Annotated in this window: 25 protein-coding genes and 1 riboswitch; of the genes, 13 read left to right on the top strand and 12 right to left on the bottom strand. The window is 70.6% G+C overall.

Annotated elements, in window-relative coordinates:
• The first annotated feature begins 73 nt into the window (after positions 1–73).
• A complete protein-coding gene (locus HNR22_RS07525; protein ID WP_179779726.1) occupies positions 74–2,350 on the top strand; it encodes an LLM class flavin-dependent oxidoreductase in 2,277 nt (758 codons plus the stop codon).
• 9 nt (positions 2,351–2,359) lie between these two features.
• Here HNR22_RS07525 and HNR22_RS07520 read toward each other — a convergent pair whose 3' ends face one another.
• A complete protein-coding gene (locus tag HNR22_RS07520) occupies positions 2,360–3,070 on the bottom strand; it encodes a DNA alkylation repair protein (RefSeq protein ID WP_179779725.1) in 711 nt (236 codons plus the stop codon).
• Between the two features lie 228 nt (positions 3,071–3,298).
• Here HNR22_RS07520 and HNR22_RS07515 point away from each other — a divergent pair, with 228 nt between their 5' ends.
• Positions 3,299–4,012 carry a GAF and ANTAR domain-containing protein gene (locus tag HNR22_RS07515; RefSeq protein WP_179779724.1) on the top strand — a complete coding sequence of 238 codons (714 nt, stop codon included), beginning with the start codon at positions 3,299–3,301 and terminating at the stop codon, positions 4,010–4,012.
• A 104-nt stretch (positions 4,013–4,116) separates the two neighbouring features.
• Here HNR22_RS07515 and HNR22_RS07510 read toward each other — a convergent pair whose 3' ends face one another.
• Both HNR22_RS07510 and HNR22_RS07505 read right to left on the bottom strand, forming a co-directional pair.
• Positions 4,117–4,698, bottom strand: coding sequence for a hemerythrin domain-containing protein (locus HNR22_RS07510; RefSeq protein WP_179779723.1), 582 nt, complete (start codon positions 4,696–4,698; stop codon positions 4,117–4,119).
• The gene (locus HNR22_RS07505; protein WP_179779722.1) at positions 4,691–5,905 is read right to left on the bottom strand and encodes a hypothetical protein; all 1,215 of its coding nucleotides are present in this window, start codon (positions 5,903–5,905) and stop codon (positions 4,691–4,693) included. The genes HNR22_RS07510 and HNR22_RS07505 overlap by 8 nt, the downstream gene beginning before the upstream one ends.
• A gap of 334 nt (positions 5,906–6,239) precedes the next feature.
• On the opposite strand from HNR22_RS07505, the gene HNR22_RS07500 reads away from it, so the two are divergent.
• Together HNR22_RS07500 and HNR22_RS07495 are read left to right on the top strand one after the other, a co-directional pair.
• A complete protein-coding gene (locus HNR22_RS07500; RefSeq protein WP_179779721.1) occupies positions 6,240–6,773 on the top strand; it encodes a hypothetical protein in 534 nt (177 codons plus the stop codon).
• A 63-nt stretch (positions 6,774–6,836) separates the two neighbouring features.
• Positions 6,837–7,721, top strand: coding sequence for a pyridoxal-phosphate dependent enzyme (locus HNR22_RS07495; protein ID WP_179779720.1), 885 nt, complete (start codon positions 6,837–6,839; stop codon positions 7,719–7,721).
• An 11-nt stretch (positions 7,722–7,732) separates the two neighbouring features.
• On the opposite strand, the gene HNR22_RS07490 is transcribed toward HNR22_RS07495, so the two are convergent.
• Entirely contained in the window at positions 7,733–8,371 is a 639-nt protein-coding gene (locus HNR22_RS07490) for an HD domain-containing protein (protein WP_179779719.1), read from the bottom strand.
• A gap of 162 nt (positions 8,372–8,533) precedes the next feature.
• On the opposite strand from HNR22_RS07490, the gene HNR22_RS07485 reads away from it, so the two are divergent.
• Together HNR22_RS07485 and HNR22_RS07480 are read left to right on the top strand one after the other, a co-directional pair.
• Positions 8,534–9,517: a GlxA family transcriptional regulator gene (locus tag HNR22_RS07485; protein WP_343059723.1), complete on the top strand. Its 984-nt coding sequence runs from the start codon at positions 8,534–8,536 to the stop codon at positions 9,515–9,517.
• Positions 9,518–9,655: 138 nt separating this feature from the next.
• Complete coding sequence (locus HNR22_RS07480; protein ID WP_179779717.1) at positions 9,656–10,285, top strand: VOC family protein; 630 nt, start codon at positions 9,656–9,658, stop codon at positions 10,283–10,285.
• A 30-nt stretch (positions 10,286–10,315) separates the two neighbouring features.
• Here HNR22_RS07480 and HNR22_RS31810 read toward each other — a convergent pair whose 3' ends face one another.
• On the bottom strand, positions 10,316–10,924 hold the full coding sequence (locus tag HNR22_RS31810; protein ID WP_179779716.1) for a TetR/AcrR family transcriptional regulator C-terminal ligand-binding domain-containing protein: 609 nt from the start codon (positions 10,922–10,924) through the stop codon (positions 10,316–10,318).
• Positions 10,925–11,039: 115 nt separating this feature from the next.
• Between HNR22_RS31810 and HNR22_RS07470 the strand changes: the two genes are divergently transcribed.
• Positions 11,040–12,050 (top strand): aldo/keto reductase, encoded by a 1,011-nt coding sequence (locus tag HNR22_RS07470; RefSeq protein ID WP_179779715.1) that lies wholly within the window; start codon positions 11,040–11,042, stop codon positions 12,048–12,050.
• A gap of 8 nt (positions 12,051–12,058) precedes the next feature.
• On the opposite strand, the gene HNR22_RS07465 is transcribed toward HNR22_RS07470, so the two are convergent.
• Both HNR22_RS07465 and HNR22_RS07460 read right to left on the bottom strand, forming a co-directional pair.
• Entirely contained in the window at positions 12,059–12,886 is an 828-nt protein-coding gene (locus HNR22_RS07465) for a GNAT family N-acetyltransferase (RefSeq protein ID WP_179779714.1), read from the bottom strand.
• Positions 12,886–14,487 (bottom strand): helix-turn-helix transcriptional regulator, encoded by a 1,602-nt coding sequence (locus HNR22_RS07460; RefSeq protein ID WP_179779713.1) that lies wholly within the window; start codon positions 14,485–14,487, stop codon positions 12,886–12,888. The genes HNR22_RS07465 and HNR22_RS07460 overlap by 1 nt, the downstream gene beginning before the upstream one ends.
• Positions 14,488–14,842: 355 nt before the next feature.
• Between HNR22_RS07460 and HNR22_RS07455 the strand changes: the two genes are divergently transcribed.
• On the top strand, positions 14,843–15,040 hold the full coding sequence (locus HNR22_RS07455) for a hypothetical protein (protein ID WP_179779712.1): 198 nt from the start codon (positions 14,843–14,845) through the stop codon (positions 15,038–15,040).
• A 13-nt stretch (positions 15,041–15,053) separates the two neighbouring features.
• Positions 15,054–16,187: a cupin domain-containing protein gene (locus tag HNR22_RS07450; RefSeq protein ID WP_179779711.1), complete on the top strand. Its 1,134-nt coding sequence runs from the start codon at positions 15,054–15,056 to the stop codon at positions 16,185–16,187.
• Between the two features lie 64 nt (positions 16,188–16,251).
• On the opposite strand, the gene HNR22_RS07445 is transcribed toward HNR22_RS07450, so the two are convergent.
• The 4 genes from HNR22_RS07445 to HNR22_RS07430 form a co-directional block, all read right to left on the bottom strand.
• Positions 16,252–16,818: a copper resistance CopC family protein gene (locus HNR22_RS07445; RefSeq protein WP_179779710.1), complete on the bottom strand. Its 567-nt coding sequence runs from the start codon at positions 16,816–16,818 to the stop codon at positions 16,252–16,254.
• A gap of 22 nt (positions 16,819–16,840) precedes the next feature.
• A complete protein-coding gene (locus HNR22_RS07440; RefSeq protein WP_425488095.1) occupies positions 16,841–18,055 on the bottom strand; it encodes a Dyp-type peroxidase in 1,215 nt (404 codons plus the stop codon).
• A 23-nt stretch (positions 18,056–18,078) separates the two neighbouring features.
• The gene (locus tag HNR22_RS07435; RefSeq protein ID WP_179779708.1) at positions 18,079–18,678 is read right to left on the bottom strand and encodes a copper chaperone PCu(A)C; all 600 of its coding nucleotides are present in this window, start codon (positions 18,676–18,678) and stop codon (positions 18,079–18,081) included.
• 65 nt (positions 18,679–18,743) lie between these two features.
• Positions 18,744–20,789, bottom strand: coding sequence for a copper resistance protein CopC (locus HNR22_RS07430; RefSeq protein ID WP_179779707.1), 2,046 nt, complete (start codon positions 20,787–20,789; stop codon positions 18,744–18,746).
• Between the two features lie 131 nt (positions 20,790–20,920).
• A riboswitch (cobalamin riboswitch) is annotated at positions 20,921–21,135 on the top strand.
• 189 nt (positions 21,136–21,324) lie between these two features.
• Here HNR22_RS07430 and HNR22_RS07425 point away from each other — a divergent pair.
• Positions 21,325–21,768: an acyl-CoA thioesterase gene (locus tag HNR22_RS07425; protein ID WP_246381549.1), complete on the top strand. Its 444-nt coding sequence runs from the start codon at positions 21,325–21,327 to the stop codon at positions 21,766–21,768.
• A gap of 135 nt (positions 21,769–21,903) precedes the next feature.
• Here HNR22_RS07425 and HNR22_RS07420 read toward each other — a convergent pair whose 3' ends face one another.
• Complete coding sequence (locus tag HNR22_RS07420; protein ID WP_343059722.1) at positions 21,904–22,587, bottom strand: hypothetical protein; 684 nt, start codon at positions 22,585–22,587, stop codon at positions 21,904–21,906.
• A gap of 534 nt (positions 22,588–23,121) precedes the next feature.
• Here HNR22_RS07420 and HNR22_RS07415 point away from each other — a divergent pair.
• The 3 genes from HNR22_RS07415 (at position 23,122) to HNR22_RS31200 (ending at position 25,142) form a co-directional block, all read left to right on the top strand.
• Complete coding sequence (locus HNR22_RS07415; protein WP_179779704.1) at positions 23,122–24,333, top strand: helix-turn-helix domain-containing protein; 1,212 nt, start codon at positions 23,122–23,124, stop codon at positions 24,331–24,333.
• 336 nt (positions 24,334–24,669) lie between these two features.
• Positions 24,670–24,849 (top strand): hypothetical protein, encoded by a 180-nt coding sequence (locus HNR22_RS07410; protein WP_179779703.1) that lies wholly within the window; start codon positions 24,670–24,672, stop codon positions 24,847–24,849.
• Positions 24,846–25,142, top strand: coding sequence for a hypothetical protein (locus tag HNR22_RS31200; protein ID WP_343059721.1), 297 nt, complete (start codon positions 24,846–24,848; stop codon positions 25,140–25,142). Before HNR22_RS07410 ends, HNR22_RS31200 begins: the two co-directional genes overlap by 4 nt.
• Positions 25,143–25,446 lie beyond the last annotated feature (304 nt).

Below are 25,446 nucleotides of genomic sequence, written 5' to 3'. Positions count from 1 at the left end.
CAAGTGCGTTGTTGGACATACGATCTGCACGACAGATTATATTCTGACAACATGACCACGGAGATGCTGACGAATGTCTGATTACGGGCACGAACTTCTCTTCGGCACGTTTCTGACGCCCACCGCTGAGGACCCCGACCACGTGGTGGCGCTCGCTGAGCTGACCGAAGCGGCGGGACTGGACCTCACCACCTTCCAGGACCACCCCTACAACGCCGACTTCCTCGACACCTGGACCCTGCTGAGCTGGGTCGCGGCCCGCACCGAACGACTGCGGATCTCGGGAAACGTCCTCAGCCTCCCGCTGCGCCCGCCGGCCGTCCTGGCCAGGGCGGCGGCGAGCCTGGACCGGCTGTCCCATGGTCGTTTCGAACTGGGCCTCGGCGCCGGCGCGTTCTGGGACGGGATCGAGGGCATGGGCGCTCGTCGGCTGACGGCGGGGCAGGGTGTCGAGGCACTGCGCGAGGCGATTGACGTCCTGCGGGGAGTCTGGGACGCCGACGCCCCCGGGCCGCTGCGGCGGGACGGGACGTACTACCCGATCCCCGGCATGCGGCGCGGCCCCGCCCCGGCCCACGACATCGACATCTGGCTCGGCGCGTACCAGCCGAAGATGCTGGCGTTGACCGGTCAGAAGGCCAACGGCTGGTTGCCGACCCTGGAATACCTGCGGTCCCCGGACCGGGTGACCGCCAACCGGCTCATCGACGAGGCGGCGGTCGAGGCGGGACGTGACCCTCGGGAGATCCGGCGACTGCTCAATCTGTTCACCGTCGACGTCTCGTCGCGCAGCCGTGGCTTCCTCCAGGGCCCCGCGGAGCAGTGGGTCGAACAACTCCTTCCGCTGGTTCTGGACGAGGGTTTCAGCACCTTCCTGATCGGCCGGGACGACCCGCGGCTGATCCAGACCCTCGGGCAGGAGATCGCCCCCGCGCTGCGGGAGGCGGTCGCCAGGGAGCGGGCGGGGACCGCGTCCGGCACCGGACCGACCCCCGCGGTCGCTGCCCGGTCCGAGCGGCACCCGGGCCTCGACTACGACGCCCTGCCCGCATCGCTGACCACCGGTGCCGTCGAGCCCGGCCATCCGGAGTACGAGGGTGTGCGCCACACCTACAGCTGGCAGGGATCACCGGCTCTGGTGATCCGGCCGCAGACCGCCGCCGAGGTGGTCGATGCCGTGTCGTACGCGCGGACCCAGGACGTCCCGTTGTCCGTGCGCAGCGGCGGGCACGGCATCAGCGGCCGGTCGACGAACGACGGCGGGATCGTCATCGACATGTCGAGGATGAACCGGGTCGAGGTGCTGGACCGGGCGACTCGCCGGATCCGGCTGGAGCCGGGCGCCCGCTGGGGGGAGGTGGCCCAGGCACTCGCCCCGTACGGCCTGGCGATGAGCTCGGGTGACTACGGTGACGTGGGCGTCGGTGGCCTCGCCACCACCGGAGGCGTCGGCTATCTGGCGCGCCGGCACGGCCTGACCATCGACCACGTCGTCGCTGCCGAGATCGTCACCGCCGACGGCCGCCTGCTCCGGGTCGACGACGAGCACCATCCTGATCTGTTCTGGGCCGTCCGTGGCGCCGGTGGCAACTTCGGCGTCGTCACCGCCCTCGAACTGGAGGCGTACGACGTGGACAAAGTCGTGTACGCCCACCTCGTCGCGGACGCCACCGACACCGCGCAGATGCTGCACCGTTGGGGCCGGCTCGTCGAGGACGCGCCGCGGGACCTGACGAGCTTCCTGTCCCTCTTCCCGGGCCGCCGTGGAAATCCCCCGATGGCCCAGGTCACCCTCGTGTACGCCGGTGACGACGTCGAGGCGGCGCAGTCCGCGCTGAGCCCGTTCCTGGAGATCGGCCCGATTCTCGATCAGCAGGCGCAACTCGTGCCGTATCCGGCGACCGTCGTGCCACCCGGCAACGACCATCGGGGTCAGGGTCTGCGGGACACCCGCAGCGGGCTGTTGCACCACGTCACACCGGAGGCGGCCGACCTCATGGAAGACATGATCCGTTCCGGCGACGTGATGATCATGCAGCTCCGATCCGTCGGCGCGGCGGTCAACGACGTCGCTCGCGACGCGACCGCCTACCCGCACCGGGAGCAGAACTTCTCGGTGCTCGCCGCCACGGTCCCGGATCGCAGGCCTCAACTCGACAAGCTGTGGGCCGAGCTGTACGCGCATCTCGACGGCATGTATCTCAGCTTCGAGTCGGACACCGACCCGGCTCGACTGCTGGATGCCTGGCCCGAGCCCACGCTGAGCCGACTGCGCGCGATCAAGGCCGCGTACGACCCGGACAACGTCTTCAACCGGAACTTCCCGATCTCACCGGCGACACCGGGCTGACCCGGTCGTCTAGAGCGTGCCGGACAGGTACTCCCTCCGTCGCTGCGGTTCGAACTTCTCGATCGCGTACCGCAGCATGACCCGGGGCATGGCGTGGTAGCGGCGGAGCAGGAACTCCTCCTCCGCCGCTCTGTCCCGGTTGCCCACTTCGCGCAGCATCCAGCCCACCGCCTTACGGACGAGGTCGTGCGGGTCGTGCAGGAGCCGGTCGCTGAGCCGGAAGGTCCAGTGGAAGTCGTCGGCCTTGATGAAGGCGAAAGTCGCCATGATGGCGATGCGCCGGTCCCACACCAGGTCGGACCCGGCCAGCCCGTCCAGGACACCGCGCTCCTTGTCGACGAGCCAGGGGCCGATGATGTACGGCGCCGACGAGTCGACCAGGTCCCAGTTGTTGATGCGGTCGGTGTTGGCCAGGACGAGGCGGTAGATCTCGCCCCGTTCCTGCTCGGGGCCCCTGGTGAACTTGCGCACCAGGATGAGAAGCGACGTCAGCCTCTCCTCGTGCACGTCGGAGTGCAGCAGCGTCGTTGTCTCGGCCAGGGAGAGGTCCCGCCAGTATCTGCCGGCCACCGTGCGCTGGTCCGGCACAGAGACGCCGATGGCCCGGTCGCCCTCGCCGTAACCGCCGGGGACCATCTGCAGAAAACGGCTCGACGATTCGGCGCGACGTGGGTCGGCGCGGCTGGCGAGGTCTCGACGGACGTCGACGCTCGTGGCCATGACCTGCAAGCTACCGTGCCGGTCGGTGCCCCGGTGCCCCGGTGCGCCGTGCACAGCGAGCCGCCGCAGCCCGCCAGGTGCCGAGCGGGGTGTGAGTGGGTGATTCGGGGGGTAGGACCAAGATTGATGACGACCGCCCCGGAGCGGAGCAGCAAGGCATCTGACGGGGTGCCGGCCATGCCGGGATGTGGCATTCCGCTGGATGCCGGTCGAGGAGGGCGTACTGCGATGACGCAGCCGACGATGGAACCCGCTGACGCGTTGGCAGAGCTGGGCCGGGTCAGACTCGACGAGATCAGCCTCGACGACATGCTGCGTCGGATCGCCGAACTTGCCAACCGGAGCATTCCCGGGACCAGGGAGGTGACGGTCACTCTGGTTCGGGGTCAGGTCGCTTCGACCGGGGCATTCAGCGGCGAACTGGCCCGTCAGTTGGACGAGTGGCAGTACGAGGAGCACCGCGGCCCGTGCCTGGACGCTTCCGCCAGCGGTGACACCGTCTCGGTGCCGGACATGGCCACTGAAGAGCGCTGGCCGACATGGGCGGACAGGGCTCGCGCCGCCGGGGTGCAGAGCTCTCTCTCGATCGGGCTTCCCATCCAGGGGTCGGTGGTCGGTGCGCTCAACGTCTACAGCGACTCGCCGAACGCCTTCGATTCGTCCTCGATCGCCAACGCGGAGGGCTTCGCCGCGTACGCGGCGGTGGCCCTGGCCAACGCGCACCTGTACGAGAACGCCGCCACGCTGGCAGCGCAGATGCAGGAGGCGATGCGCAACCGGGCGGTGATCGAGCAGGCCAAAGGGATCATCATGGGGGACCGGCGGTGCTCGTCGGAGGAGGCGTTCGCGCTGCTGTCGAAGATCTCCCAGGACACCAACCGGAAGGTGCGCGAGGTCGCGGAGGCCCTTGTCGCCCAGGCGGTCGGAAAGAAGCGCGGGTGAGTCACGCCCCGACTGCACGCTGCTCACCGACAGGGCCACCCGCGCGACGCGGGTGGCCCTGTCGATAGATCACGCGGAACGGACTACCGCCCGCCTGATTCCGGTCAGCTCTCCGACGGCTTGCGCACCGCGTCGCGTACCCGATCGATGACGGCCAGCACCGGGCCGGCGGCCAGGTTGCCCTTCGCGGACTGGGCGCTGGGATGCGGCCGCGTCGGCGCGGACGCCTCCGCCGCCCGGACGGCGGTGGCGAGGCTGCGCAGCCGGCCGACCGGGACGTGCTGGCGCAGTTGGGGGAACTCGTAGCGTTCCTCGTAACGGGCGTGGGTGAGTACGGCCTCGCGCAGCAGGACGATCCCGGTGTCGAAGCCGTCGGCGTCCACACCGCCCTTGATCAGGGTTTGCAGGGTCTCCTTCGCCTGCCGCTCCTCGTCGAGCCGGTCGTCGACCATCGCGTCACCACCCCCACCGGGCAGCGTCCGGGCGAGTGGGTGGACGACCTCCTCCTCGGCGGTCTCGTGCGCGGCGAGGAGCTTGACCAGATCGTCGAAGGCATCCCGCCGGGTGTCGCCGGTGCTGCCGATGACCAGCAGGAAGAGCTGCTCGATCTGGGCGTGCTGTGCGAGCAGCAGGTCGACCACGTCCTCCTCGGGCCCTGGCGTGGTCGGGGCGTCGGTGTCAGGCATGGCTGCCTCCTTCGGCGCGCAGCGCCTCGACCGGGTGCGGCCCCTCGGTCTCCATGCGGTACTCGTCGCCGAAGCGTTCCCGGTGCATGTCGATGACCTGCTCGCTCGGCGGCTTCTGGCCGTCGTGCAGTTGCTCCTGCATCCACTCGAAACGCTCGTGGGCCTCACGGACGTAGCCCTCACCCAGCTTGGTGAGGTCCATCTGAGTGGCCAGCAGGTGGCGCAGGTAGTCCTTGTTGGGCTCGAAGGTCAGCGGCTCCGGCAACCCGGCCGTGCCGACGATCTCCTCGGGTTCCCTGCCGTCGTGCCGGCGCAACAGGTCGGCGGCCTGCTGGAGGTGAGCCAGCTCCATCTGCAGGTGCAGCTCCCAGACCGCCTTGATCCGGGGGTCGCTCTCCTGTTGCAGGAAGGAGTAGTAGAGCCAGCACTCGTTGTACTCGTGGGTGAGCAGCCGCTCCCACCAGTTCTCGCCCGGGTCCAGCAGTGACTCGTAGTGGGTGACGTGCTCCTGCTCGATGAGGCTGATCTCCTGGTAGAGCTGGCGCGCGATCGGTTCCATGTACTGCGGGCCGACGTTCATGTAGTAGAACATCACCTGCTGCTCGGCCGAGAGGATCGTCAACGCGTGCAGCTTCGAGCGCGGGTCCACGGAGTTGCGGTCGTACGGGGTGCGGACCTCGTCGAAGGGGTGCCGGTGCTCCTGAATGGTCGGCCGACCCGGCATGACCTCGGTGAGACCGTTGACGATCTTCTCCGCCTTACGCCGTTCGACCATCTCGTAGAGGTTGGCGTAGCGGTACAGGTGGTCGAAGTCCTCCAGCACGCCGAACTCGTACGCCTGCTTGAGGTAGGGGTCGGGTTCGTGTCGGGCCACCCAGGCGGTGAGGTCGACGGCCACCTGTTCGTAGCCCAGTGTCGTCTCGAGCACGCTGGCGACGCCGGGAAGCAGCCAGTTCACCACCCGCTGCTGCTGGCTCTCCACGTACCGGACATAGGCGAGCTGCCGGCGAACCTCCTGGTCCGGACAGTTCCGGGCGAACTGGTGCGAGAAGTTGATCGCCTCGACCTCGATGCCGTTCATCGTGATGATCCGGCACCGGGTGTACGGATCGACCGCCTCCGGGTCGATCGGCTCGACGTTCAGTTCACGCCAGTTGCGGATCTGACCGTCGAGCGGGATTCCTTTGTGGTCCAGGGGATTGAACATCTCTCTCCTTAGTGGGGGAGGTGGGACGTACCCGGAGTCGCGGACGGCACGGTGCGGCGCCACCCGGGCCGCGCTGAGGACACGGCCGTGCGGTGGTGGCTGCGGAAGAGGAATCCGGTCCGTCACGCGCTGCCTCCGCCATCGACGAGGGTGCCCACCCGGCGCGGGTGGCGCGAGGCAGGGTTGACCATCGAAGGGCGCGTGTCTTGACCCGAGAATCAACCTACCCACGACAAGCGGACACAAACCACGCAGGTCCTCCGGGATCAGGACCGGCGCCCGCGCGAGGCTGGGTGCGGGTGTGAGTGCCCGTTCGCTGGGTAGGGCGTCCACCATGCTGAAGAGAGCGGTGTGGCAGGGAGTGGTGGCGGGTCTGGTGGGGGCAGCCGTGATGACGGCCGCCGAGAAGGTCGAGCAACGGGTGACAGGCCGACCCGACTCGTACGTGCCGGCCCGGGTGCTGGCACGGCTGACTGGCCTGCCGGAAGGTCCGCGGGAGCAGCCGCGGTGGCAGAACCTGGCGATGCACTACGGGCAGGGCGCGCTGGTCGGCGTGCTGCGAAGCGTCATGGCGCAGGCCGGCCTGCGCGGCACCTGGGCGTCGGGAATGTTCACGGCGGTGCGCCTGACCAGCGACCAGATCCTGGAGAACGCCACCGGTGTCGGAGCGCCCCCGTTGACCTGGCCACGTGCGGAACTCGCCATCGACATGGTGCACAAGTCCATCTACGGTTTCGCCACCGGCGCGGTGGCGGATGCGCTCGCCGCCCGCGACGGCGCCGGACCTGGGCAGCGGCACGCGGCGCTCCGGCCCGGTCGCCACTCGGACGTTGGCCCGCTCCCGCGTGCCGCAGCCCGTCGGGGCTGACGCGTCGCCTGCCACTGTCGGCCAGGTGCTGCGCGCGGGGCAGTGGGGTGATTAGCTGCACGGATGATCGCCCCCGTTTCCCTCGGCACCTGGCCGACTCCGCTGGAGGCCGCGCCCCGGCTCGCCGCCCGGCTGGGCCTGGCCGAGCTCTGGTTCAAGCGTGACGACCTCAACGGCCTCGGCGGGGGCGGCAACAAGATCCGCAAGTTGCAGTACACCTGCGCCGAGGCGCTCGCCGTCGGCGCCACCACCGTGATCACCTCCGGTGCGCCGCAGAGCAACCACGCCCGGCTCACCGCCGCGGCGGCGGCCCGGCTCGGCCTCGCCTGCGTGCTGGTGCTCGACGGCCCGCCCCCGGACGACCAGCGCGGCAACCTGCTGCTCGACGGGCTTGCCGGCGCCGAGATCGTCTGGGGCGGGCACCGACCGCTCGCCGAGGTGGTGGCGCACGAGGCGGAGACGCGATCGGCGTACCTCATCCCGTTCGGCGGCACCTCGCCCGCGTCCACCCAGGGTTACGTGGACTGCGGTCGGGAGCTGCGCGCCCAGGTGCCGGACGTCGAGGCGGCCGAGGTCGTGGTCGCGCTCGGCTCCGGTGGGACGATGGCCGGCCTCGTACGGGAACTGGGTGCCGAGCGGGTGATCGGGGTGAGTGTCGGGGCCGTGCCCGACCCGCGCGCGACTGTCGCCGGGCTGCTCGTCGGCGAGGTCGAGCCGGACGCGCTGCGGATCGACGGCTCCCAGGTGGGCGCCGGGTACCGCACGTTCACCGACGCGGCACGGGCGGCGTTGGAGACGACCGCGCGCGACGAGGGGGTCTTCCTGGACCCCACATACACCGGTCGGGCGATGGCTGCGCTGCTGGCCGGCAGCTTCCCGCACGGCGACCGGGTGATCTTCCTGCACACCGGCGGCCTTCCCGGTCTCTTCGGCCACCCGCAGGTCTAGGGCCCCGGGCCTCATTCGGGCCAGGCGGACTCCTCGATGACCCGGACGAAGTCGATGTGGCGGTAGCCGGGCACCCGGTGTTCCAGCACGTCGCCGTTGACGGTGCCGAAGGTGGTGTCCGGCCGGTGCCGGAAGCCGTCGGCGAACGCGTCGACGATGGCTCGCTTGAAGTTCGGCCGCGGGTGCGCCGTGGTGACCGCCGCGATGTCGGCGGGTGACAACGCGTGGTATCCGATGCCGAGCACGTCCGTCTCGACCCCCGCGGTGACGAGGGCGACCTCGGGCTCCAGGCGGTACGGGACCTCCGGTGTGGTGTGCAGGGCGATGCCCTCCCACACGAGCCGCGCCTCGTGCTCGCCGATGCCGTTCGACCGGAGGAAGCGGCGTGCCTCGTCCGCGCCGTCGAGTTCGAAGCGCTGATCGTCGCGGCGGTAGCGTTCGGTCAGCCCCAGGTCGTGGAACATCGCGCCCACGTAGAGCAGCTCGGGGTCGGCCCTCAGGCCGAGCCGCCGACCCTGGAGCGAGCCGAAGACGAAGACCCGCCGGGAGTGATGGAACAGCAGGTCGTCGGTGGCCTGGCGGACGAGCTCGGTGGCGTCGTTGGCGAGCCGCGAGTCGGGGATCTCGATGCCGGCGATCGTCTGGCTCATGGAGGTTCCTGTCGGTCCGGGAGCCCGGCCGGGCTCCGATGCGTCAAGCGTCACCCGAGCGGACCGACCAGCGCCCCGTCCCATCTGCCATGCTTCCCTCAGATCGGGACATGGGTGAAGGGGGTCGAGGCTGTGGGGAGTCGGGCGGCAGAGTCGCACCGGGTGACGGCTCTGGTCTTCGACGGCATGAAGCTGCTCGACCTGGCCGGACCGTTCGAGGTCTTCGCGGAGGCCGCCAGGTTCGGCGCACGGTACGAGCTGGAGGTGCGCTCCAGCGACGGCGCCGCGGTGCGCGCCTCGACGGGTATGCGCGTCCCCGTGGACGGCGACGTCGACTCGGCGACCGACGTCGGGACCGCCCTCGTGGTCGGCGGCGATGCGCTCCCGACGAGCCCGATCAGTGCTGAACTCACCGCCGCCGCGGCGGCTCTGTCACGCCGGGCCGCTCGTACGGCCTCGGTCTGCACCGGTGCCTTCGTGCTGGCTGGCGCCGGCCTGCTGGACGGCCGGCGCGCGACGACGCACTGGCAGCACGCCCGACTGCTCGCTGCCGCGTTTCCGCGGGTGCGGGTGGAGCCCGATGCCATCTTCGTGCAGGACGGGACGATCTTCACGTCCGCCGGGGTGTCCGCGGGCATCGACCTCGCGCTGGCCCTGGTGGAGCGCGACCATGGCGAGGAGATCGCCCGGTCGGTCGCGCAGTCACTTGTCGTGTTCCTGCAACGGCCCGGCGGTCAGTCGCAGTTCAGCCCTTCGCTGGCCCTGCCCCGACCGGGCACCCCGGTGCTGCGACAGGTGACTGACGCGGTGGCGGCGGACCCGGCCGGCGACCACTCGGTGACCGCCCTCGCCAGCCGGGCTCATGTCAGCCCGCGTCACCTCTCCCGGCTGTTCCGGCAGGAGTTGGGCAGCAGCCCCAGCAAGTACGTGGAGGGCGTGCGGGTCGATGCGGCCATCCGCCTGCTGCACGCGGGTCAGTCGGTCACCGCCTGCGCCCAACAGGTCGGCATCGGCAGCCCGGAGACGTTGCGCCGGATGTTCCTGGCCCGGGTCGGAGTGTCGCCACGGGCCTACCAGCAGCGGTTCCGCACGACGGCGCGTGACTCGGCGACGGTGCTGGACGACGAGGACCTCGTCGAACCGTGACGTCGGAGAGCCGTCATTTTCTCGTCTGGCCGCCTTGCCGGGGTGCGTAGGGCCGGGAAGGTGTCGTCCGGCTGATGTCGGGAACGCGGCATCCCGCAGAGACGCAGGCGGTTCCGTGGTGATCGGGAAGGGGCAGCGATGAGCCCGAAGAGTGCTCAGGGCGACGCGAGCGGCATGTCGGGCGTCGAGGGCGTCGACATGAAGCTGGAGGTGATCGTCATCCCGGTGTCGGACGTCGACCGCGCGAAGGCGTTCTACGTACGCCTCGGGTGGCGCCTCGACCAGACACCGCCGGGCATCGTCCAGCTGACGCCGCACGGCTCCGGGTGCTCCGTGCAGTTCGGCCCCGGGCTCACGCCAGCGGCCCCCGGCTCGGCCATGGCCTACCTCGTCGTGTCCGACATCGAGGCGACCCGGAACGCCCTGGTCTCCGCCGGGGTCGAGGTCGGCGGCGTCTTCCACGTCAGCCCGGCCGGCCCGGTCGACGGGCTGGACCCGGAACGGCGTAGCTACGTCTCGCGCGCCACGTTCCGCGACCCGGACGGCAACACCTGGCTGATGCAGGAGATCACGAACAGGCTTCCGGGTCGGATCGAGAGTGGGCTGACGTCGTTCGGCTCCGCGACCGACCTGGCGAGCGCGATGCGACGCGCGGCTGCCGCCCACGGCGAGCACGAGGAGCGCACCGGCCAGCGGGACGAGAACTGGCCCGACTGGTACGCGTCGTACATGGTCAGTGAGCAGTCGGGGGCCACGCCGCCCGAGTGAGCCCCGCGACGCGAGGCGGCGGTCGGCCGGTCAGCGCAGCCCGCGGACGAGGTTGTCGACCAGGGTGCGGGCGAAGTCCTCGGTGAGCGGCAGATCGGGGACGAGGAGCCGGTGGTAGCAGGCGCCCCAGAGTTGGTCGACCACGGACTCCGGGTCGATGTCGGCGCGTAGCTGCCCGCGGGCCATGGCTCGGGTGAGGGCTTCCACGGCGAGCGCCCGGCGGGGTCCCGAGTAGCGCTGCCGATAGGCGTCGGCCAGCTCGGGGTCGGTCTGCGCCTGCGCGATGAGGTGGGCGATAACCCGCCCGGCGGGGGTGTCGCGCACGAGGTGGACGAAGGCGACGAGCTGGTTGGTCAGGTCGGCGACGATGTCGGCGGTGTCGGTGAAGGCCAGCGTGGGCGCGACCACGGTGAAGTAGCCGTCCAGGGCGAGTGCCCCCTTGGAGGGCCACCACTTGTAGATCGTCATCCGGCTCGCCCCGGCCTTGGCGGCGACCTTCTCGATGGTGAAGCCGGCCATGCCCTCGGCCAGCAGCAGATCTCCGGCGGCCGTGAGGATCTCCGCGCGTACCTGGTCGGCGGGTCGGCGGCCACGGCCACGCCGGGGTGGCGTGTTCGCATCCGGGGTGAGCTGAGCCACTGGTCCTCCGGTTATATGGACAGAGTGTCTTCGTGGTGGTTATATGGACACAGCGTACACATCGGTGCCCCGACAGCAGGACGCACCGCGACGACGACCGAAGGAGACGAGGAACATGACGGGTCTACGACGGCGACGGTTGGGTGCCTCCGGGCCGGAAGTGTCGGTCATCGGGCTCGGCGCGATGGGCATGTCGGACCTGTACGGGCCGGCCGACGAGGCGGAAAGCGTCGCGACCTTGCACGCGGCGATCGACGCCGGTGTGAACCTGGTCGACACCGCCGACTTCTACGGGTCGGGCCACAACGAGATGCTGATTGGCCGGGTGCTGCGGGAGCGTCGCCGGGAGGAGATGGTGGTCAGCGTCAAGTTCGGCGCGCGCCGGACACCGGACGGCGGGTTCCAGGCGGCACCGTACGACGTGTCGGCGGCGGCGGTGAAGGACCGGCTGGCGTACTCGCTGCGCCGGTTGGGCACCGACTACATCGACATCTACCGGCCGTCACGGCTGAACCCGCAGGTGCCGGTCGAGGAGACCGTGGGCGCGCTGCTCGACATGCAGCAGGCCGGCTACATCCGGCACATCGGCCTCTCCGAGGTGGGCGCGGACAGCATCCGTCGGGCCGCCGCGGTGGCACCGATCAGTGACGTCCAGATCGAGTACTCGCTGCTGTCCCGTGGGCCGGAGGCCACGATCCTGCCGGCGCTGCGCGAGCTGGGCATCGGCCTGACCGCCTACGGTGTGCTGTCCCGAGGTCTGCTCAGCGGGCACTGGTCGGCCGACCGTGAGCTGACCGGCACGGACTTCCGGGCGAACAGCCCACGGTTCCAGGGCGAGCACCTGGCCGCCAACCTGCGCCTGGTGGACGCGCTCGGCCGGGTCGCCCAGCGGCTGGGGGCGACCACGAGTCAGGTCGCGATCGCCTGGGTGGCCGCGCAGGGCGAGCAGATCGTGCCGTTGGTCGGCGCGCGGCGGCGGGATCGGCTGGCCGAGTCGTTGGCCGCAGCCGACCTGACGCTGGATCAGGAGACGCTGGAGGAGATCGAGCGTGCCGTGCCGGCCGGTGCCGCCTCCGGCCAGCGGTATGCGGCGCCGATGATGGACCTGCTGGACAGCGAGAAGTGACGGCCACGTCAGGGACTTGACCGCCAGACCCAGTTACGGCGTTCGTAGAGCGGCACCATCCCGGCGCGGCGCATGTTGTTCAGCGACGGGTTCTGCGTACCGGGTGCGGGCTTCCCGGTCTCGGCGAACAGCCACTGGCATCCGGCTTCGGCCGCGGCTCGGGCGCGGGCGGCGATCAGCGCCGACTGCGCACCGAGGCCGCGGTGACCCGGTGCCGTCGCGGCGGCGTTGAGCGACGCGGCCCCGTCGTGCAGGAACAGGTTGCCGCCCGCCACGAGCTCCGCGTCGTCCCACGCCGCGTACGGTCGCCAGGCCGGCTCGCCCACTGTCGCCGTCAGCATGTCGGTGAGCCCACCGGCCGGCATGCCGAAGCCGGAGAGCAGCACGTTCGCCCAGCGCTCCGCCTCGGCCGTCGGCACCGGGCCGACCCGCAGGCGGGTCGGGGCCGCGGCGACGTCACCGGGCCGGGCGGCGAGCTTGACCCAGGTGCTCCCCGCTTCGAGCCCGCGTGCCGCGGCGATCCCGTCGAAGCCCGCGGGCAGCACCGCCGGGACGAGCTGGAGGACGGCCTGAGCGACGCCCTGCTCCCGGTAGAAGTCCAGGACACCGTCCAGGGTCCGCGCGGTGAACGGCTCGGTGATGCCGAAGCCGAGCGCCTTGCTCCAGTACCCACCGGAGGGGTCGTTGCGCATCGCGAGGGCGACACCGCCGCCGATGCGCGTGGTCGCGATCCCGAGATCGGTGTACGCGGGCTCGGGCGCCCGCGACTCGTAGGAGTACATGAATTCGCACTCCACGCCTTCGGCCAGCGGGGTCAGGTCGGATGGCTCGGTCATCAGCCGATTATCGACTTGTACCGGTCCCAGGCTCGCACCAGCTGCATCCGGTTGTTGATACCCAGCTTGTGGTAGATGGATCGGAGCTGGGTGTCCACCGTGTGGAACGAGACGAAGAGGTGCCCGGCCGCCTCCTTCTTGGTGGCACCGGCGGCGAGCATCTCGGCCACCCGCTCCTCGGCGGGCGTGAGCGCGTCGATGCCGGTGCGCGGCGACTCGTCGGCCGACGACCGACGGCGTGGGGTGGCCGCGAGTTCGGCGCATCGCCGGTCGGCGGTCGCCTGGTCGCCCGGCGCGCCGATACGGGCGTAGAGGGCAGCCGCCTCGTGCGCGGCGTCCCACGCCTCGGTCGGATGCAGCCGAGGGTTGTTGGCGAGGTCGAGCAACGCGTCGGCCAGGGCCGGCCACGCGGTGGTGGTACGCAGCCCGGCGATCGCCGACCGGAGTGCGTCGGGGTCGCGATCGAGCAGCCCTCTGGTCTGGTCCGCCAGTGCCTGCCACAGCGGGACCGGAGTCCGTGTGGCCACCAGTGCGACAAGTTCGGTGACCCGGCGGGCCGCCTGCGTGTCGCCGGCGGCCACCGCCACGCGGACCAGGCGGGGGCCGAACTGCGGCACCGGCAGGAGCGACCGCACCGACCGGTGCAGGTCGGCGACGATGCTGTCGAGGAGGCTCGACGGCTCGCTGAGGTCCGGATCGCGCACGGCGACGCAGAGGGCGGGAGTCCACACCGTACTGTCCGGCCACCGTCTCCGGGCGAGGCAGGCCCGGAGGACGGCGCGCGCCGCGTGGTGATCGCCCCGGCGGTGGTGCACCTCCGCGATGACAGTGACCAGCAGGGCACGTGTCTCCTGGCTGATGTTCAGCGAATCGGATCCGAGCCTGGTGGCCGCGAGGGCGGCAGCCTCGGGCAGCTCGCCCACCGCGACCATCCGCAGGCAGTCCAGGGCGGTCAGGGTGCCGCTGAACGGCGTACCGCTCGACGTCGTGTCGTCGAAGGCCTGACCGGTCGCCGTCCGGGCGTCCTGGTGCCGGCCCAGGCCGAGCTGCACCAGGATTCCTTCGGCTCGGACCGGGGTGGCGTCCCGTCGGGCCGCCCTGGCGTCCGGGTCCATAGCCGTCAGGACGGCGTGCGCGCCGGGCAGGTCCCCGTGCGACAGCGCGCGGGCGGCCCGCCCGAGGGCGAGGTGGCGGGCGGATGACCGGTCGCCGGATGTGGCGTGCGCGGTGCCCGCCTCGCGCAGCAGGGCATCGGCGTCCGGATGTCCGGTGCGGGCAGCGATGGTGGCGATGACGGCAAGCAGAGTGGCTCGGCTCGGCGCGTCCAGCCGTTGGTTCAGCGACTCCCGTAGGCCCGCGAGGGCGATCGACGGTGGCTCCAGCGCCGCGATCTGTGCCAGGCGACCGAGCAGCAGGGCACGGTGTCGCTCACCGCGGTCATTCGCGGCGATCTCCACTGCCAGGACGCGCAGTGCAGCCTGGCCGCGCCCGTCGAGCCGGAGCTGATCCGCCACGGCGAACAGCCACCGTTGTCGTTGCTCGGCGTCGGCGGCGATGTCGTCAGCCGGGGTCGCTCCGGCGTTGAAGGATGATTCGGACAATGGCGTTCTCCCCGGTGGTTACCCGGCGCGTCGAAATGCCGTCCTGGGACCGAGCCTAGCCATGGCGGCAGAGGCGGGCGACCAGATCGCCGAACCGGCTTGCTTGCGCCGAATGGCCCACCCCGTCCGGGATTCGATGTGCCGGAATGGCGCGATCACGTGATGCGACGGCGCCGGCCCGGCCCCGATCATCGAAAGCATGGTCCACTCCACGCCGCCCCTTGATCGTTGGCTGCCGCGCAGCGCAACGCGTCGGCCCGACTGCTACTCGACAGCCAATGATCGGCGCGAGCACCCGGGGCGGACCGGGCTTCCGGGCGTGCACCGGCTCCGGGTCGTACTGCTTACTCTTGTCGTGTTCGCCAGCACCGGGGCGGGTGGCCACGCTCCGCCGTGGACCCGCCTGGTGGTGGTGGCGACGGCGGTGGCGGTTCCCGCCGCGATCGCGGTCCAGTACGGATGGTCCTCGGTACGCACCCTGCTGGGGCTGCCGTCCCGGGCACGCCTGCGAGGCGGATCCGTGTCCGCGCCCGAGCCGGCCCAACCGGAGTGAGGAGACAGCGATCATGGCGAACAGCGACCCCCAGCCGCGACGTGGCGACCAGGGCGGCCCGCCCATCCCGGGCCGCAACATCGAACTTGAGCGGCAGAATCCCGATCTGGTGGTGCCGCCGACGACCGACAGTCGACTGGTGCCCAATCTGAAGTTCTCGTTCTCCCAGGCGCACACCCGGGTGGAGAAGGGTGGCTGGACCCGCGAGGTCACCGCCCGGGATCTGCCGATCGCCACCCAGTTGGCCGGCGTCCAGTTCGGTCTGGAGCCGGGCGGGTACCGCGAGATCCACTGGCACCAGCAGTCGGAGTGGGCGTACATGCTCAGCGGCAGTTGCCGGATCAGCGCGGTCGACCACGAGGGACGCAACTTCATCGAGGACGTGAAGGAGGGCGACCTGTGGTTCTTTCCGCAGGGCGTACCGCACAACATCCAGGCGCTGGACGAGGGCGCGCAGTTCCTGCTCGTCTTCAACGACGGGGCGTTCTCGGAGAACAACACCTTCCTGCTCAGCGACTTCTTCGCCCACACGCCCCGGCACATCCTCGCCAAGAACTTCGGCTGGACGATGGAACAGATGGAGAACCTGCCCGAGCGGGAGAAGTACATCTTCCAGGGCGACGTTCCACCGCCCCTGCAACAGGACCGGGTGGTCAGCCCCACCGGTGACATCCCGCGCAGCTTCAAACACCGGATGACCGCCCAGACCCCGCAACGCTTCCGCGGCGGGACGGTACGGGTCACCGACTCGACCAACTTCGCCGCGTCCGTGACCACCGCCGCCGCCCTCGTCGAGGTCGAGCCCGGGGGAATGCGCGAGCTGCACTGGCACCCCACCACCGACGAGTGGCAGTACTACATCTCCGGCACCGGTCGGATGGGCGTCTTCGCGGCCCAGGCCGCCGCCCGGACGTTCGACTTCCAGGCCGGCGACGTGGGCTACGTGCCGTTCGCGTACGGGCACTACATCGAGAACACCGGCGACGAACCGCTGGTGTTCCTGGAGATGTTCCGGCACCCGCGCTTCGAGGACATCTCGGTGATGCAGTGGATGGCCAACACGCCCCACGAGATCATCGCGGACACGATCAACGTGCAGAAGTCGATGGTCGACGCCTTGCCGACCACAAAACAGACGGTGGTCTGACCACTGTGACCGGCCCTCGCGGATCAGCTTCCGACGGGTGCCGGAGAGGCGAGAGCGGGTCGGGTCAGCGACGGGCGGCCCGCCGCCACAGCAGCCCAGCCGCCACCACGACGAGAGCGGCCAGCACGGCACCCGCGACGAGCACGCCCGCACCCGGGCCGCCATCGGTCTTCACCGCGCCGACGGCGGACGGGGCGGCGGCCGACGTACCGGGGTCGGCGACCGGCGCGGCGCTGGACGCCGGGTCGGCCACCGTGAACGAGTACGACCCCTGGACCGGGTGCCCATCGGCGGAGACGACCCGGTAGGCGACCGTGTACGTCCCGTTCGGCAGTGGGTCGGTCACCTGGACCGTGCTCTTCACCCCGACGACCACCGGGTCGCCGGTGGCGAGCTTCCGCCTGGCGGCGTCGGTGAGCACGATGGTGGTGAACGTCGGGTCGAGCGGCTGCATGAATTCGAGGGTGACCTCGGGCGGTGCGCTCGGCACTGTCGCGTCCCGGGCCGGCGTCGCCGACTTGAGCGAGTTGTGCGCCCAGGCCGGGGCGGCCGGGACGAGCAGTGCCACGATGACGGCGAGCACCGCCGCGCCGAGCCGGACGGCGGTGGGGCGGGACGGCGGCACGGTCATGACGAGTCTCCGGTTGGCGTGATCATCCGAGCACCTGCTCGCCGATCCAACCGTCCGGTGGACATCCGGGTGGGATGGCGAAGACGGCGGACCCGATCGGCGTGGTCCATTCGTTGAGCAGGTCCCGGTCGGCCAACCGGCGTTGGATGGGCAGGAACTGCCTGGCGATGTCGGCCTGGTACGAGGTGAAGATCAACCCGCTGTCGGCGTGGCCCTGGGCGGTCGGCACCCCGTCGTAGTTGTAGGGCCGGCGCAGGATCTTCAGCCGGTCGTCGGTGACATGCGCCCGGGTCAGGTGCGAGAAGTCGGGGATGACGGTGAGCCCGTCGGGGCCGGTGGCGGCGAAGTCGGGCTCGTCGTGCTCGGCGGTGCCGGTGAGGGGAGCGCCGGTGTCGAGCCGCCGTCCGACGGCGAGTTCGCGATCGGTGCGGCCGAGCAGGTCCCAGGTCTCCATGTTCATGCTGATGCGCCGCACCACCAGTGTGGTGCTGTCGCGCAGCCACGCCGGGCCGTCCGGCACCCAGAGGGCGGTGTCCAGCGGTGTGCCGGGCCGGGGGTTGGCGGTGCCGTCGAGCTGGCCGAACAGGTTGCGTTGGGTGTGGCCGCCCGGCTCGACGCCGGGGCTGCGCCGGAAGCCCTGCTGGACCCAGCGGACGGTGGCGAAGGGCCGACTGTCCTTGATCAGGACTCGTTGGGCGTGGGCGACGGTGATCGCGTCGTCCGCGCAGATCTGCAACAGCAGATCACCGCCGGACCAGGCCGGCTGGAGCCGGTCGACGCGGAACGACGGCAGATCGACCACCGAGGCGGGCCGCCGGTCGTCGACGCCGGCGGCCCGGTACAGGCCGGGCCCGAAGCCGAAGGTCACCGTCAGTCGTGCCGGCAGCAGCCCGAGTTCGGCCTCGGTGTCGGCCAGAGCGGGTTGGCCCCGGCTGAGCCGGGCCGCGTCGTCGGTGAGCAGCCGCAGCATCCGCCCCAGCGCGGCCCGGTCGGTGCCGGCCCGCAGGGTCAACGCGACGAATGCCGCGTGGGCCTGCGGTTCGGTGGCCACCCCGGCCTGCCGGGCGCCGTGGAACGGCTCGACCAGGCCGCCGACGGTCGCCGCCAGCGTCGTGTCGGCAGCGCTCGCCGCCGGTGGCCTGGTCTGCCCGGCACGGGTCGCGGCGATCGTGGCCCCGCCGGCCACGGCACCGCCGACGGCGAGAGCCCCGCCGGTGAGCAGGCCACGCCTGCTCACCGGCCGGACGGGTGACGTCTCGGTCACGATGCCGGGCTCATGCTCATCCCCGGCGTAGCGCTCATGCCGGGCATGGGCTCGCCGTGCCCGGGGGCGTAGCTCTCCTGCGCGCCGGTGAACGGCTTGGCCACCGCGCGGAACTGCTGGGTCCTGCCGTCGGCGAAGGTCAGGGTGAAGGTCACCTCGTCACCGGCCTGGACCGGCTTGGTGAGGTTCATCAGCATGAGGTGGTCGCCACCGGGCTCCAACGCGTGCGTGCCCCTGGCCTTGATCACGATGCCGCCCTGCTTCTGCCGCATGACCATCGTGCCGTCCTTCATGGCCATCTCGTGCAGCTCCATCGGCGACACCGAGGTCGTGGCGCTGGTGAGGGTGACATCGCTGTCGCCCTCGTTGACCAGCGTCCCGAAGGCCGCCGTCATCCCCTTGTCGGCCGCCTTGACCCACGGGTCACGAATGCCGATCACACCGGCGTCCGGGTTTGCCGAGGCCGACACGGACGGGCTCGGCTGCGCTGCCGACGAAGAGTCGGACGCGCCGCAACCCGCGGCGCCCACCGCCAGGATGGCGGCGGCGAGGACGGTGGCCGAGCGGCGTGAACCGAGCGGGCTGGTGGTGCGCATGTGTTCTTCCTCCGTTGATTGCTGCTGGCTGGATGGTCGGCCGCAGCAGGGAGAAAGTTCCGGTCTCAGGGCACGTTGATCGTGAACTCGGCGGTGTGCACCTTGCCGGCGACCTGGAAGTCGAAGAACGCCCGGTACCGGCCCGAACTCGGGGCGGTCAGCCAGAACTTGACCGACCCGTCGACCAGCTCCAGCTCGGGGTGGACGTGCACGTACCCGAGGTCGCCCTCCCGGACGACGACCAGGTGCCCGTACGCGCCGAGGTACCGCTCCAGCGCGGGTGCGTTGACCTGGAAGTGCATCGGCGCCGTCACTCCCACCGTCGGGGTGCCGTTCATCGACACCGCGTACGGCCCGGCCGTCGCCTGGGCCTGCACCGGCGGCAGCGCGGTCGGGGTGTGCGCGCCGGGCACGGTGTGGTCGACGCCCAGCACGAGAGGGACCTGTGTGCCGTTGGTCGCGGTGACGGAGAAGTCCGCGTAGACGCGGTAGCCGCCGGGCCGGGCCAGCGTCACCGGGACGCTCCAGGTGCCGTCGGGCGCCATCGTCGGGTGCAGGTGCTGGTAGCCGGACAGGTCGCGGCCCACCACGATCAGGTGCAACGGCTTGTCGTGTACGACAGCGAAACGCGTCGCCGGCTGCCGGTCGGTCCCGACGATGCGGAAACGGTAGTCCGCGCGTACACCAAGCGGTTGGGACCGCTCCAACGGTTGCAGGGCGTACCCACCGGCGCTGACCGTCGTCCCGGTCGCCAGCGTGTCGCCCGTTGCGCCGTCACCGCGATGCGTGTGCGGCCCGGTGCCCGCCGGGTGTTGGTGCCCGTCGGTCGCGGACTCCGCCTGCCCCGGGGCAGGCGGACCACCCGCGGCCTGTCGGGCGGTGCCGCCCGTCGGGCTCTCGTCGCCGGTCCCGACGCGAGCCAACCCGAACCCGGCCAGCAGGGCGATCACCAGCCCACCGACGAGCAGCGCCAGATGGGTGTTGCTCAGCCGGGACCCGGGTGTCACGGCGGCGAGGTCCGCGTCGGGCCTCGGGTCGGGGTCGACCGTCGGCGCGCCGTCCGTGGTGGCGGAGGCCTTCGCCGCCTGATCGGTCGCCGTCGAATCGACTGCGACGCCCGTGCGGGCCGTGACGACCGCGTTGCTCTTGCGTGCCGCCGGCACGGTGGTGGGTCGCCGCTTGTCGCCCGTGGTCTGCGCCACGGTCGCCGCGCCGACCGTGCCACCGTTGGCCCTGCCACTGCTGGCCCTGGCACCGCTGGCCTTGCCGCCGCTGGCCTTGCCCGCGGCGGCCTTGTTCGTGGTACGGGCACCGCCGCCGCGTCGACCGGAGGTCGCCGACGAGGTACGGCCCCGGCCGGTGGCTCTGCCTGTGGAAGCCGATCGGCGACGCCAGAAGAAGAACCCGGCCACCGCCCCGACCGCCACCGCCAAGCCGGCCCAGGCCAGTGCTCCGGGGCCGCTTTCATCGCTCGACCCGGTCGGCGGGGCCGCCGCAGCCGCGGACGGCGGGGCCGCCGACTCGACTGCGGTGGTCGGAACCGCTGAGCCCTGCCCAGATGATCCGTGCTGCTCGGTGGCGGCCACCAGCGCCGGGTCCGGCTGCGTCGACGGCGCACTCCACCCCTGCGGCGCTGCCGTCACCCGCCCGTTGTAGCGGAAGGTCAACGTGCCCCGCACGGTGTCGCCGTCCGAGGCGACCGACAGGTAGCTCACCGAGTACTGGCCCTTGGCCGGCAGGTGGGAGACGGGCACCACCACGGGGAACCCCGTCGTGTACTCCCGTGGCTCGAACTGTCCGTTGACCAGGAAGTACTCCCGCACCGGCTTGTCCAGCGGCTTCGGCTCCCCGTACGACCAGCCGTTGTCGACCCGGACGCCGCCCGGTGCGGTGATCGTGAAGAACGCGTTGGCGGCGGCCTTCTCGGTGAAGTAGAGCCGCACCGACGTCAACGGCTCGTTCACCGTGGCGCCGCTCGCTGGCGTGGACATGGCGAGAGTCCCGTGAGCTGCGGCGGGTTGGGCGGACGCGAGGAGGGCGACCGCCGAGGCGAGGAGGAGCGCGAGGAGGCCCGAGACCACCCGCCCGCAAGTCTGAGGGAGACGACGCATTTGAATATCCTCACCGCCGTGAGACTTTTTTCAAGAGGTGGCGATCTTTTTCCTCAGATGGCAAAAGTTGACGATGAGGACGCCGTGCCGCCGCAGCACGCCGCGCCGAATGGACGGAATCCCTGGCCAGCTATGCTGCCGACGGCGCTGGTTCGCCCCGTCGTGACCGACTGGGCGTCGTAAGAGGGAACCCGGTGGAAATCCGGGGCTGCCCCGCAGCGGTGAGTGGGAACGACCGCCGTCATCAGCACTGGGCCAGCAGGCCTGGGAAGCGACGGCCAGTAGGGGACCGGCGCGACCGGTCAGGCCCGCGAGTCCGAAGACCTGCCGGCGCCGCGTACACAACCGTGTGCGCTGCCGTCGGCCTCGCGGGTGGGCTGAGCGGGTGACGGGCCGTGCGTGTGGCGCGTCCTCGTCAGCGTGTGCCCGCGACCCGGCGGTGTGGTTTCCCGAGGGACGGACTACCGCTGTGCACGACACCACCACGATCGCCGGCCGAGCGCCGTCGGCGTCGCACCTGACCCTGTCGCAGATCATGGACCAGCACCACACCAACCTGATGGGTACGGTGCACGGCGGCCGGATCCTCAACCTCATTGACTCCGTCGCCGGTGTGGTCGCCGCCCGGCACTCCGACGGGCCGGCGGTGACCGCCGCCATCGACGAGACCGCGTTCCTGCGCGCGGTACGGGTCGGCGACGTCGTGCACGTCGACGCCCGGATCACCTGGGCCGGCCGCAGCTCGATGGAGGTGGCCGTCAAGGTGACCGCCGACCGGTGGGACCGTGCGGTGCCGCCCACCGACGTGGCCACCGCCCACCTGGTCATGGTCGCCATCGACGACGACGGTCAGCCCCGTACGGTGCCGCCGCTGCTGCCGGAGACCGACGGGGACCGGCGTCGGTACCGGGAGGCGGAGATCCGTCGGGAGCACCGGCTGGCGCTACGGCGCGCGCTGCTCGACGGCGCCGACGGCTGAGAAGCGCTCGGTCCGTCCGTCGCGGCGCTGGCCAGTCCGAGGAGCAGCCCACCCCCCAGGAGGGCGGGTCGGCGGCAGACGGGATGGCAAGGTCAGCGGGGTGGGGTTGGACCCACAGCACGGTCGCCGCCGCGATTATCGGTCCCACCGATCGGCGTAGGGTAGGACAAGCAGCCGGATGTAGTCGTGTAATTCGATCGACGCGTCGTGCTCCCGCAGTACGGCCGGCGCGTGTCGTAGCACCCACAGCGACAGCGTCGGGCACCACGTGTCCTCGTTGTGCCAACTCGACCAAGGGAGCGCATCGCCCAGCAGGTCGTCCATCCACTCATCCACGGCTGTGACCAGCCGCCGCCGCGCCACCGCGTCGACCAGCAACTCTGCCCAGATAGCCAACCACGGGGCGAGCTTGGTGGTGGCCTCGGCGAGGAGTGTTAGGGCCTCATGGGCGGGCACCTTTGCATCGGGCTCGACCAGGACGTGCAGCCACCAGGCGTCCACGAATTCCCGCAGGGCGTCCTGTTGTCCGGTGGGCCACTCCTGCCAGCGGCCGGCGGTGAACAACAGCCCAAGGCTCTCCATCCCGGCCATTGGCTCTACGCGGCCCGCCACGAGGCTCTGGGTCAGTTGGGGCAGGATCCGGCGCAGCAGCGGGCCGGGGTAGTGCCAGTCTGTGGTCCAGTACGTGCGGCGGAGCAGGTCGTCGTCAAGCGGCACGTCCGGGGTCTTGAGCAGTGCCAGTTCCTCCGCGCTGCCCCAGTGACACTCGCAGTTGGACTCCTGCCGGTGGGCCGTCATGCCCTGGAACGTGGCGGCCACACCCGCCAGCGCCCTATCCAGGCGGCCGCTTACATCAGTCCGATCAGGGATCATGGCGAATCCGCCTTCGAGGACTCCGGAGGCGTATCACCTGCCGAAGAGAAGGATCTTAGAGCCATACGAACCCCGCGCGTGCCTGGGGTCAAGGAGGCTTGGGCTGGGTGACCAACTGGGTGACGACGGGTGCGGGCAGCGCCGGACGTCCATGGACTCTGGTGGACCGTTGAGACAGCTCAGCCCTGCTGCTTTGATGACGGCTATCAGACTGTCGACAGCAACAGTGACAGCACTGGCCTCGAACGAGGACCGCCGCGGACGGCGAAGTGCGGATCGCCGCCCGAGGTCGCGTGCGAAGACGGATGTCGCCGCACGAAGCGCCCCGAACTTACAAGCGAGGAGGCCAGGGCTTTGGGCGTCGGCGTGGAAGGCGACGCGCGGCGTGTGAGGGGTTATGAGGCGGCAGGCAGGCCGGTAGCGTTGGGTGGCGGCGGCCTGGGCGCCGACGGTGCGTCCCGCGCTATGAGGAGGTCCGGGATGGATTTCTTGCCGGAGTTGACTTTCGGACAGCGGTTGAAGGTCTACCGGGAGCGGTCCGGGAAGACCCGTGCGGTGCTCGGGGGGTTGGTCGGGCGCAGCGCCGAGTGGGTCAAGGCAGTGGAGACCGATCGCATCTTGCCGCCGCGCATTCACATGCTGGATCGCATCGCGCGTGCTCTCAAGGTCGACGTGTCTGCCTTGGCCGGGGAGTTGAGCGCCCGGTCTGCTGTCGTCAACGGGCCGGAGCATCCGGCGCTGGCGTCCGTCCGTGACGCCGTGAACCGCTTCGCGATTTCTGACGAGGCTTCCCCGGAGTCGTTGACGAGCCTGAGGGAGCGGCTTGCGATGGCGTGGCGGGCGCGTCATCAGGCGTCGGATCACCGCACGGTGTTGGGCGGGTTGTTGCCGGGGATGCTGCGCGACGTGCAGCGCGCCGCGTTGGCGTACGAGGGTGATGAGCGTCGGCAGGCTCAGGCCCTGTTGGCCGAGACGTTCGGGCTGACGCAGATGTTTCTTGCCTACCAACCCGCCGCCGAGTTGTTGTGGCGGGTCGCGGACCGAGCGATGGTGGCGGCACAGGAGTCCGGCGACCCGGAGGCGCTGGCGTGCGCGGGATGGTTCCTGTGCCAGGTACATCGGGATGCCGGTGACTGGGACACCGCGATGGCGGTGACCCTGGACCTCCTGTCGGCGCTGGAGCCGCGCACCGCCGACGGCAACACGAACCTCCTGGCGCTTTGGGGTGCGTTGAACTTCGAGGCTGCCTACACCGCCGCCCGCGCTGGTGAGGAAGGTCGAGCCTGGCGGTACTGGGACCGCGCGGACCGGGTGGCGCAGCGCCTGCCGCAGGGCTTCTATCAGCCGCAGACATCGTTCTCACAGGTCATCATGGGCGCTCATGCGGTGACCGTGGCGGTGGAGTTGCAGAAGTCAGGTGAGGCGGTGCGACAGGCACGCCGTCATGATTCCGCGGCGATCCCGTCGAGGCCGCGCCGGGCACGCCATCTCATCGAGGTCGCACGGGCGCACTACGGCAAGGACGACAAGGAAGCGGCCGTGATGACCCTCCGGCAGGCGTACGAATCGGCCCCGGAGACGATCCGCTTCAACGGGTACGCCCGCCAGATCACCTTGGACCTGCTCGACGGCCCGCGTTCCGCCCGTGACGACGCCCGTGACCTTGCGATCAAGGTCGGGCTGCTCTCGTGATCCAGGGGTAGAAACCTTACCCATTCCGCTCCACGACCCACCGTAGCTTCTTGCTCACGGGATGCGGCGGGCGGTGCGGGTATCGCCTGGTCGCCGCGTCCCCTTCAGCTTCGAGGGCAGGAAGCCGTCCTCGTGCTCGAACGAGGGAGGGGCCGTGCGGCGCGTCTCGTATGACGAATACCTCTCGGCCACCGCGCTGACTCTCGCCCGCAGGCATCGGCCGGTGTGGTCGTGGCAACTCTGGCGGCATATCTGCCGCTGCGGAGCCGACCTACCCTGCCGTGCCCGGCACCGGATACCGATCAATCGTGGCCATTGGCCACAGGAGGGTGAGCAGTGAGTAGCGGGCAGCAGGAGGCGATCATCGCGTCGCACGTCCGAGGGCTGGACGGCATGTGCAGCGGCTGCCGGGCGTGGTGGGCGCGGCTCACGCCATACCCGTGCTGGCAGGTCGAATGGGCGACCAGCCGGCAGGCACGGGCGATCACCGTTCGCTTCCTGACGGATGTGCGGTGACCGTCCACGGCCCGGTCATGCCGATCTGGAGCTGCGGTGGCTGCGGCCTGCCCTGGCCCTGCCTGACCCGGAAGCGCGAGCTGCGGGCGGAGTATGCGGATGCTCCCGTGTCGCTGGCACTCTACCTCGGGTCCTACCTCGTTCAGGCGACCGAGGACATGCCTTGGACCCCGGCCGGCGTGCTGCACCGCCGGTTTCTCGGATGGACCAGGGAGGCCAGGCTGTCGAAGCCAGCAGTACAGCAGCGAAGTACAGCAACGCTGCCAACCGAACCGAGCCGGGAGGCGCGCTAGCAGGCCGTCTGACCTCGCATCAAGCTCAAGCCGACCGGGTTGACGAGAGTTCACACCGAAGAGGTCGTTGTGCAGGAGTCAAGTTGTCCACTTCGATCGACTACGCCCCCCGAAATTGGCTAACAAACCCAATTTCGGATGGGCTGTGCGGGTGACGGGCCGTACGTGCGAAGCGGGGGCGTGTCCTCGTCAGCGTGTGCCCGCGACCGGTGGTGTGGTTTCCGAGGACGGACTACCGCTGTGCACGACACCATCACGCTCGCGGGTTTTCAATCCGCGCTCAAGGTCGACCCGGATCGGCGCC

This window comes from Micromonospora jinlongensis, from assembly GCF_013410645.1.
Classification (GTDB): Bacteria; Actinomycetota; Actinomycetes; order Mycobacteriales; family Micromonosporaceae; genus Micromonospora; species Micromonospora zamorensis.
The sequence above is the reverse complement of the archived record's forward strand: the minus strand, read 5'-3'. Positions and strand labels throughout refer to the sequence as shown.

Bases quoted from the DNA above. Each gene is read 5' to 3' on its own strand.
- HNR22_RS07525 (WP_179779726.1), top strand. From the start codon at position 74: ATGTCTGATTACGGGCACGAACTTCTCTTCGGCACGTTTCTGACGCCC.
- HNR22_RS07520 (WP_179779725.1), bottom strand. From the start codon at position 3,070: ATGGCCACGAGCGTCGACGTCCGTCGAGACCTCGCCAGCCGCGCCGAC.
- HNR22_RS07515 (WP_179779724.1), top strand. From the start codon at position 3,299: ATGACGCAGCCGACGATGGAACCCGCTGACGCGTTGGCAGAGCTGGGC.
- HNR22_RS07510 (WP_179779723.1), bottom strand. From the start codon at position 4,698: ATGCCTGACACCGACGCCCCGACCACGCCAGGGCCCGAGGAGGACGTG.
- HNR22_RS07505 (WP_179779722.1), bottom strand. From the start codon at position 5,905: ATGTTCAATCCCCTGGACCACAAAGGAATCCCGCTCGACGGTCAGATC.
- HNR22_RS07500 (WP_179779721.1), top strand. From the start codon at position 6,240: ATGCTGAAGAGAGCGGTGTGGCAGGGAGTGGTGGCGGGTCTGGTGGGG.
- HNR22_RS07495 (WP_179779720.1), top strand. From the start codon at position 6,837: ATGATCGCCCCCGTTTCCCTCGGCACCTGGCCGACTCCGCTGGAGGCC.
- HNR22_RS07490 (WP_179779719.1), bottom strand. From the start codon at position 8,371: ATGAGCCAGACGATCGCCGGCATCGAGATCCCCGACTCGCGGCTCGCC.
- HNR22_RS07480 (WP_179779717.1), top strand. From the start codon at position 9,656: ATGAGCCCGAAGAGTGCTCAGGGCGACGCGAGCGGCATGTCGGGCGTC.
- HNR22_RS07470 (WP_179779715.1), top strand. From the start codon at position 11,040: ATGACGGGTCTACGACGGCGACGGTTGGGTGCCTCCGGGCCGGAAGTG.
- HNR22_RS07465 (WP_179779714.1), bottom strand. From the start codon at position 12,886: ATGACCGAGCCATCCGACCTGACCCCGCTGGCCGAAGGCGTGGAGTGC.
- HNR22_RS07450 (WP_179779711.1), top strand. From the start codon at position 15,054: ATGGCGAACAGCGACCCCCAGCCGCGACGTGGCGACCAGGGCGGCCCG.
- HNR22_RS07445 (WP_179779710.1), bottom strand. From the start codon at position 16,818: ATGACCGTGCCGCCGTCCCGCCCCACCGCCGTCCGGCTCGGCGCGGCG.
- HNR22_RS07435 (WP_179779708.1), bottom strand. From the start codon at position 18,678: ATGCGCACCACCAGCCCGCTCGGTTCACGCCGCTCGGCCACCGTCCTC.
- HNR22_RS07430 (WP_179779707.1), bottom strand. From the start codon at position 20,789: ATGCGTCGTCTCCCTCAGACTTGCGGGCGGGTGGTCTCGGGCCTCCTC.
- HNR22_RS07425 (WP_246381549.1), top strand. From the start codon at position 21,325: ATGGACCAGCACCACACCAACCTGATGGGTACGGTGCACGGCGGCCGG.
- HNR22_RS07415 (WP_179779704.1), top strand. From the start codon at position 23,122: ATGGATTTCTTGCCGGAGTTGACTTTCGGACAGCGGTTGAAGGTCTAC.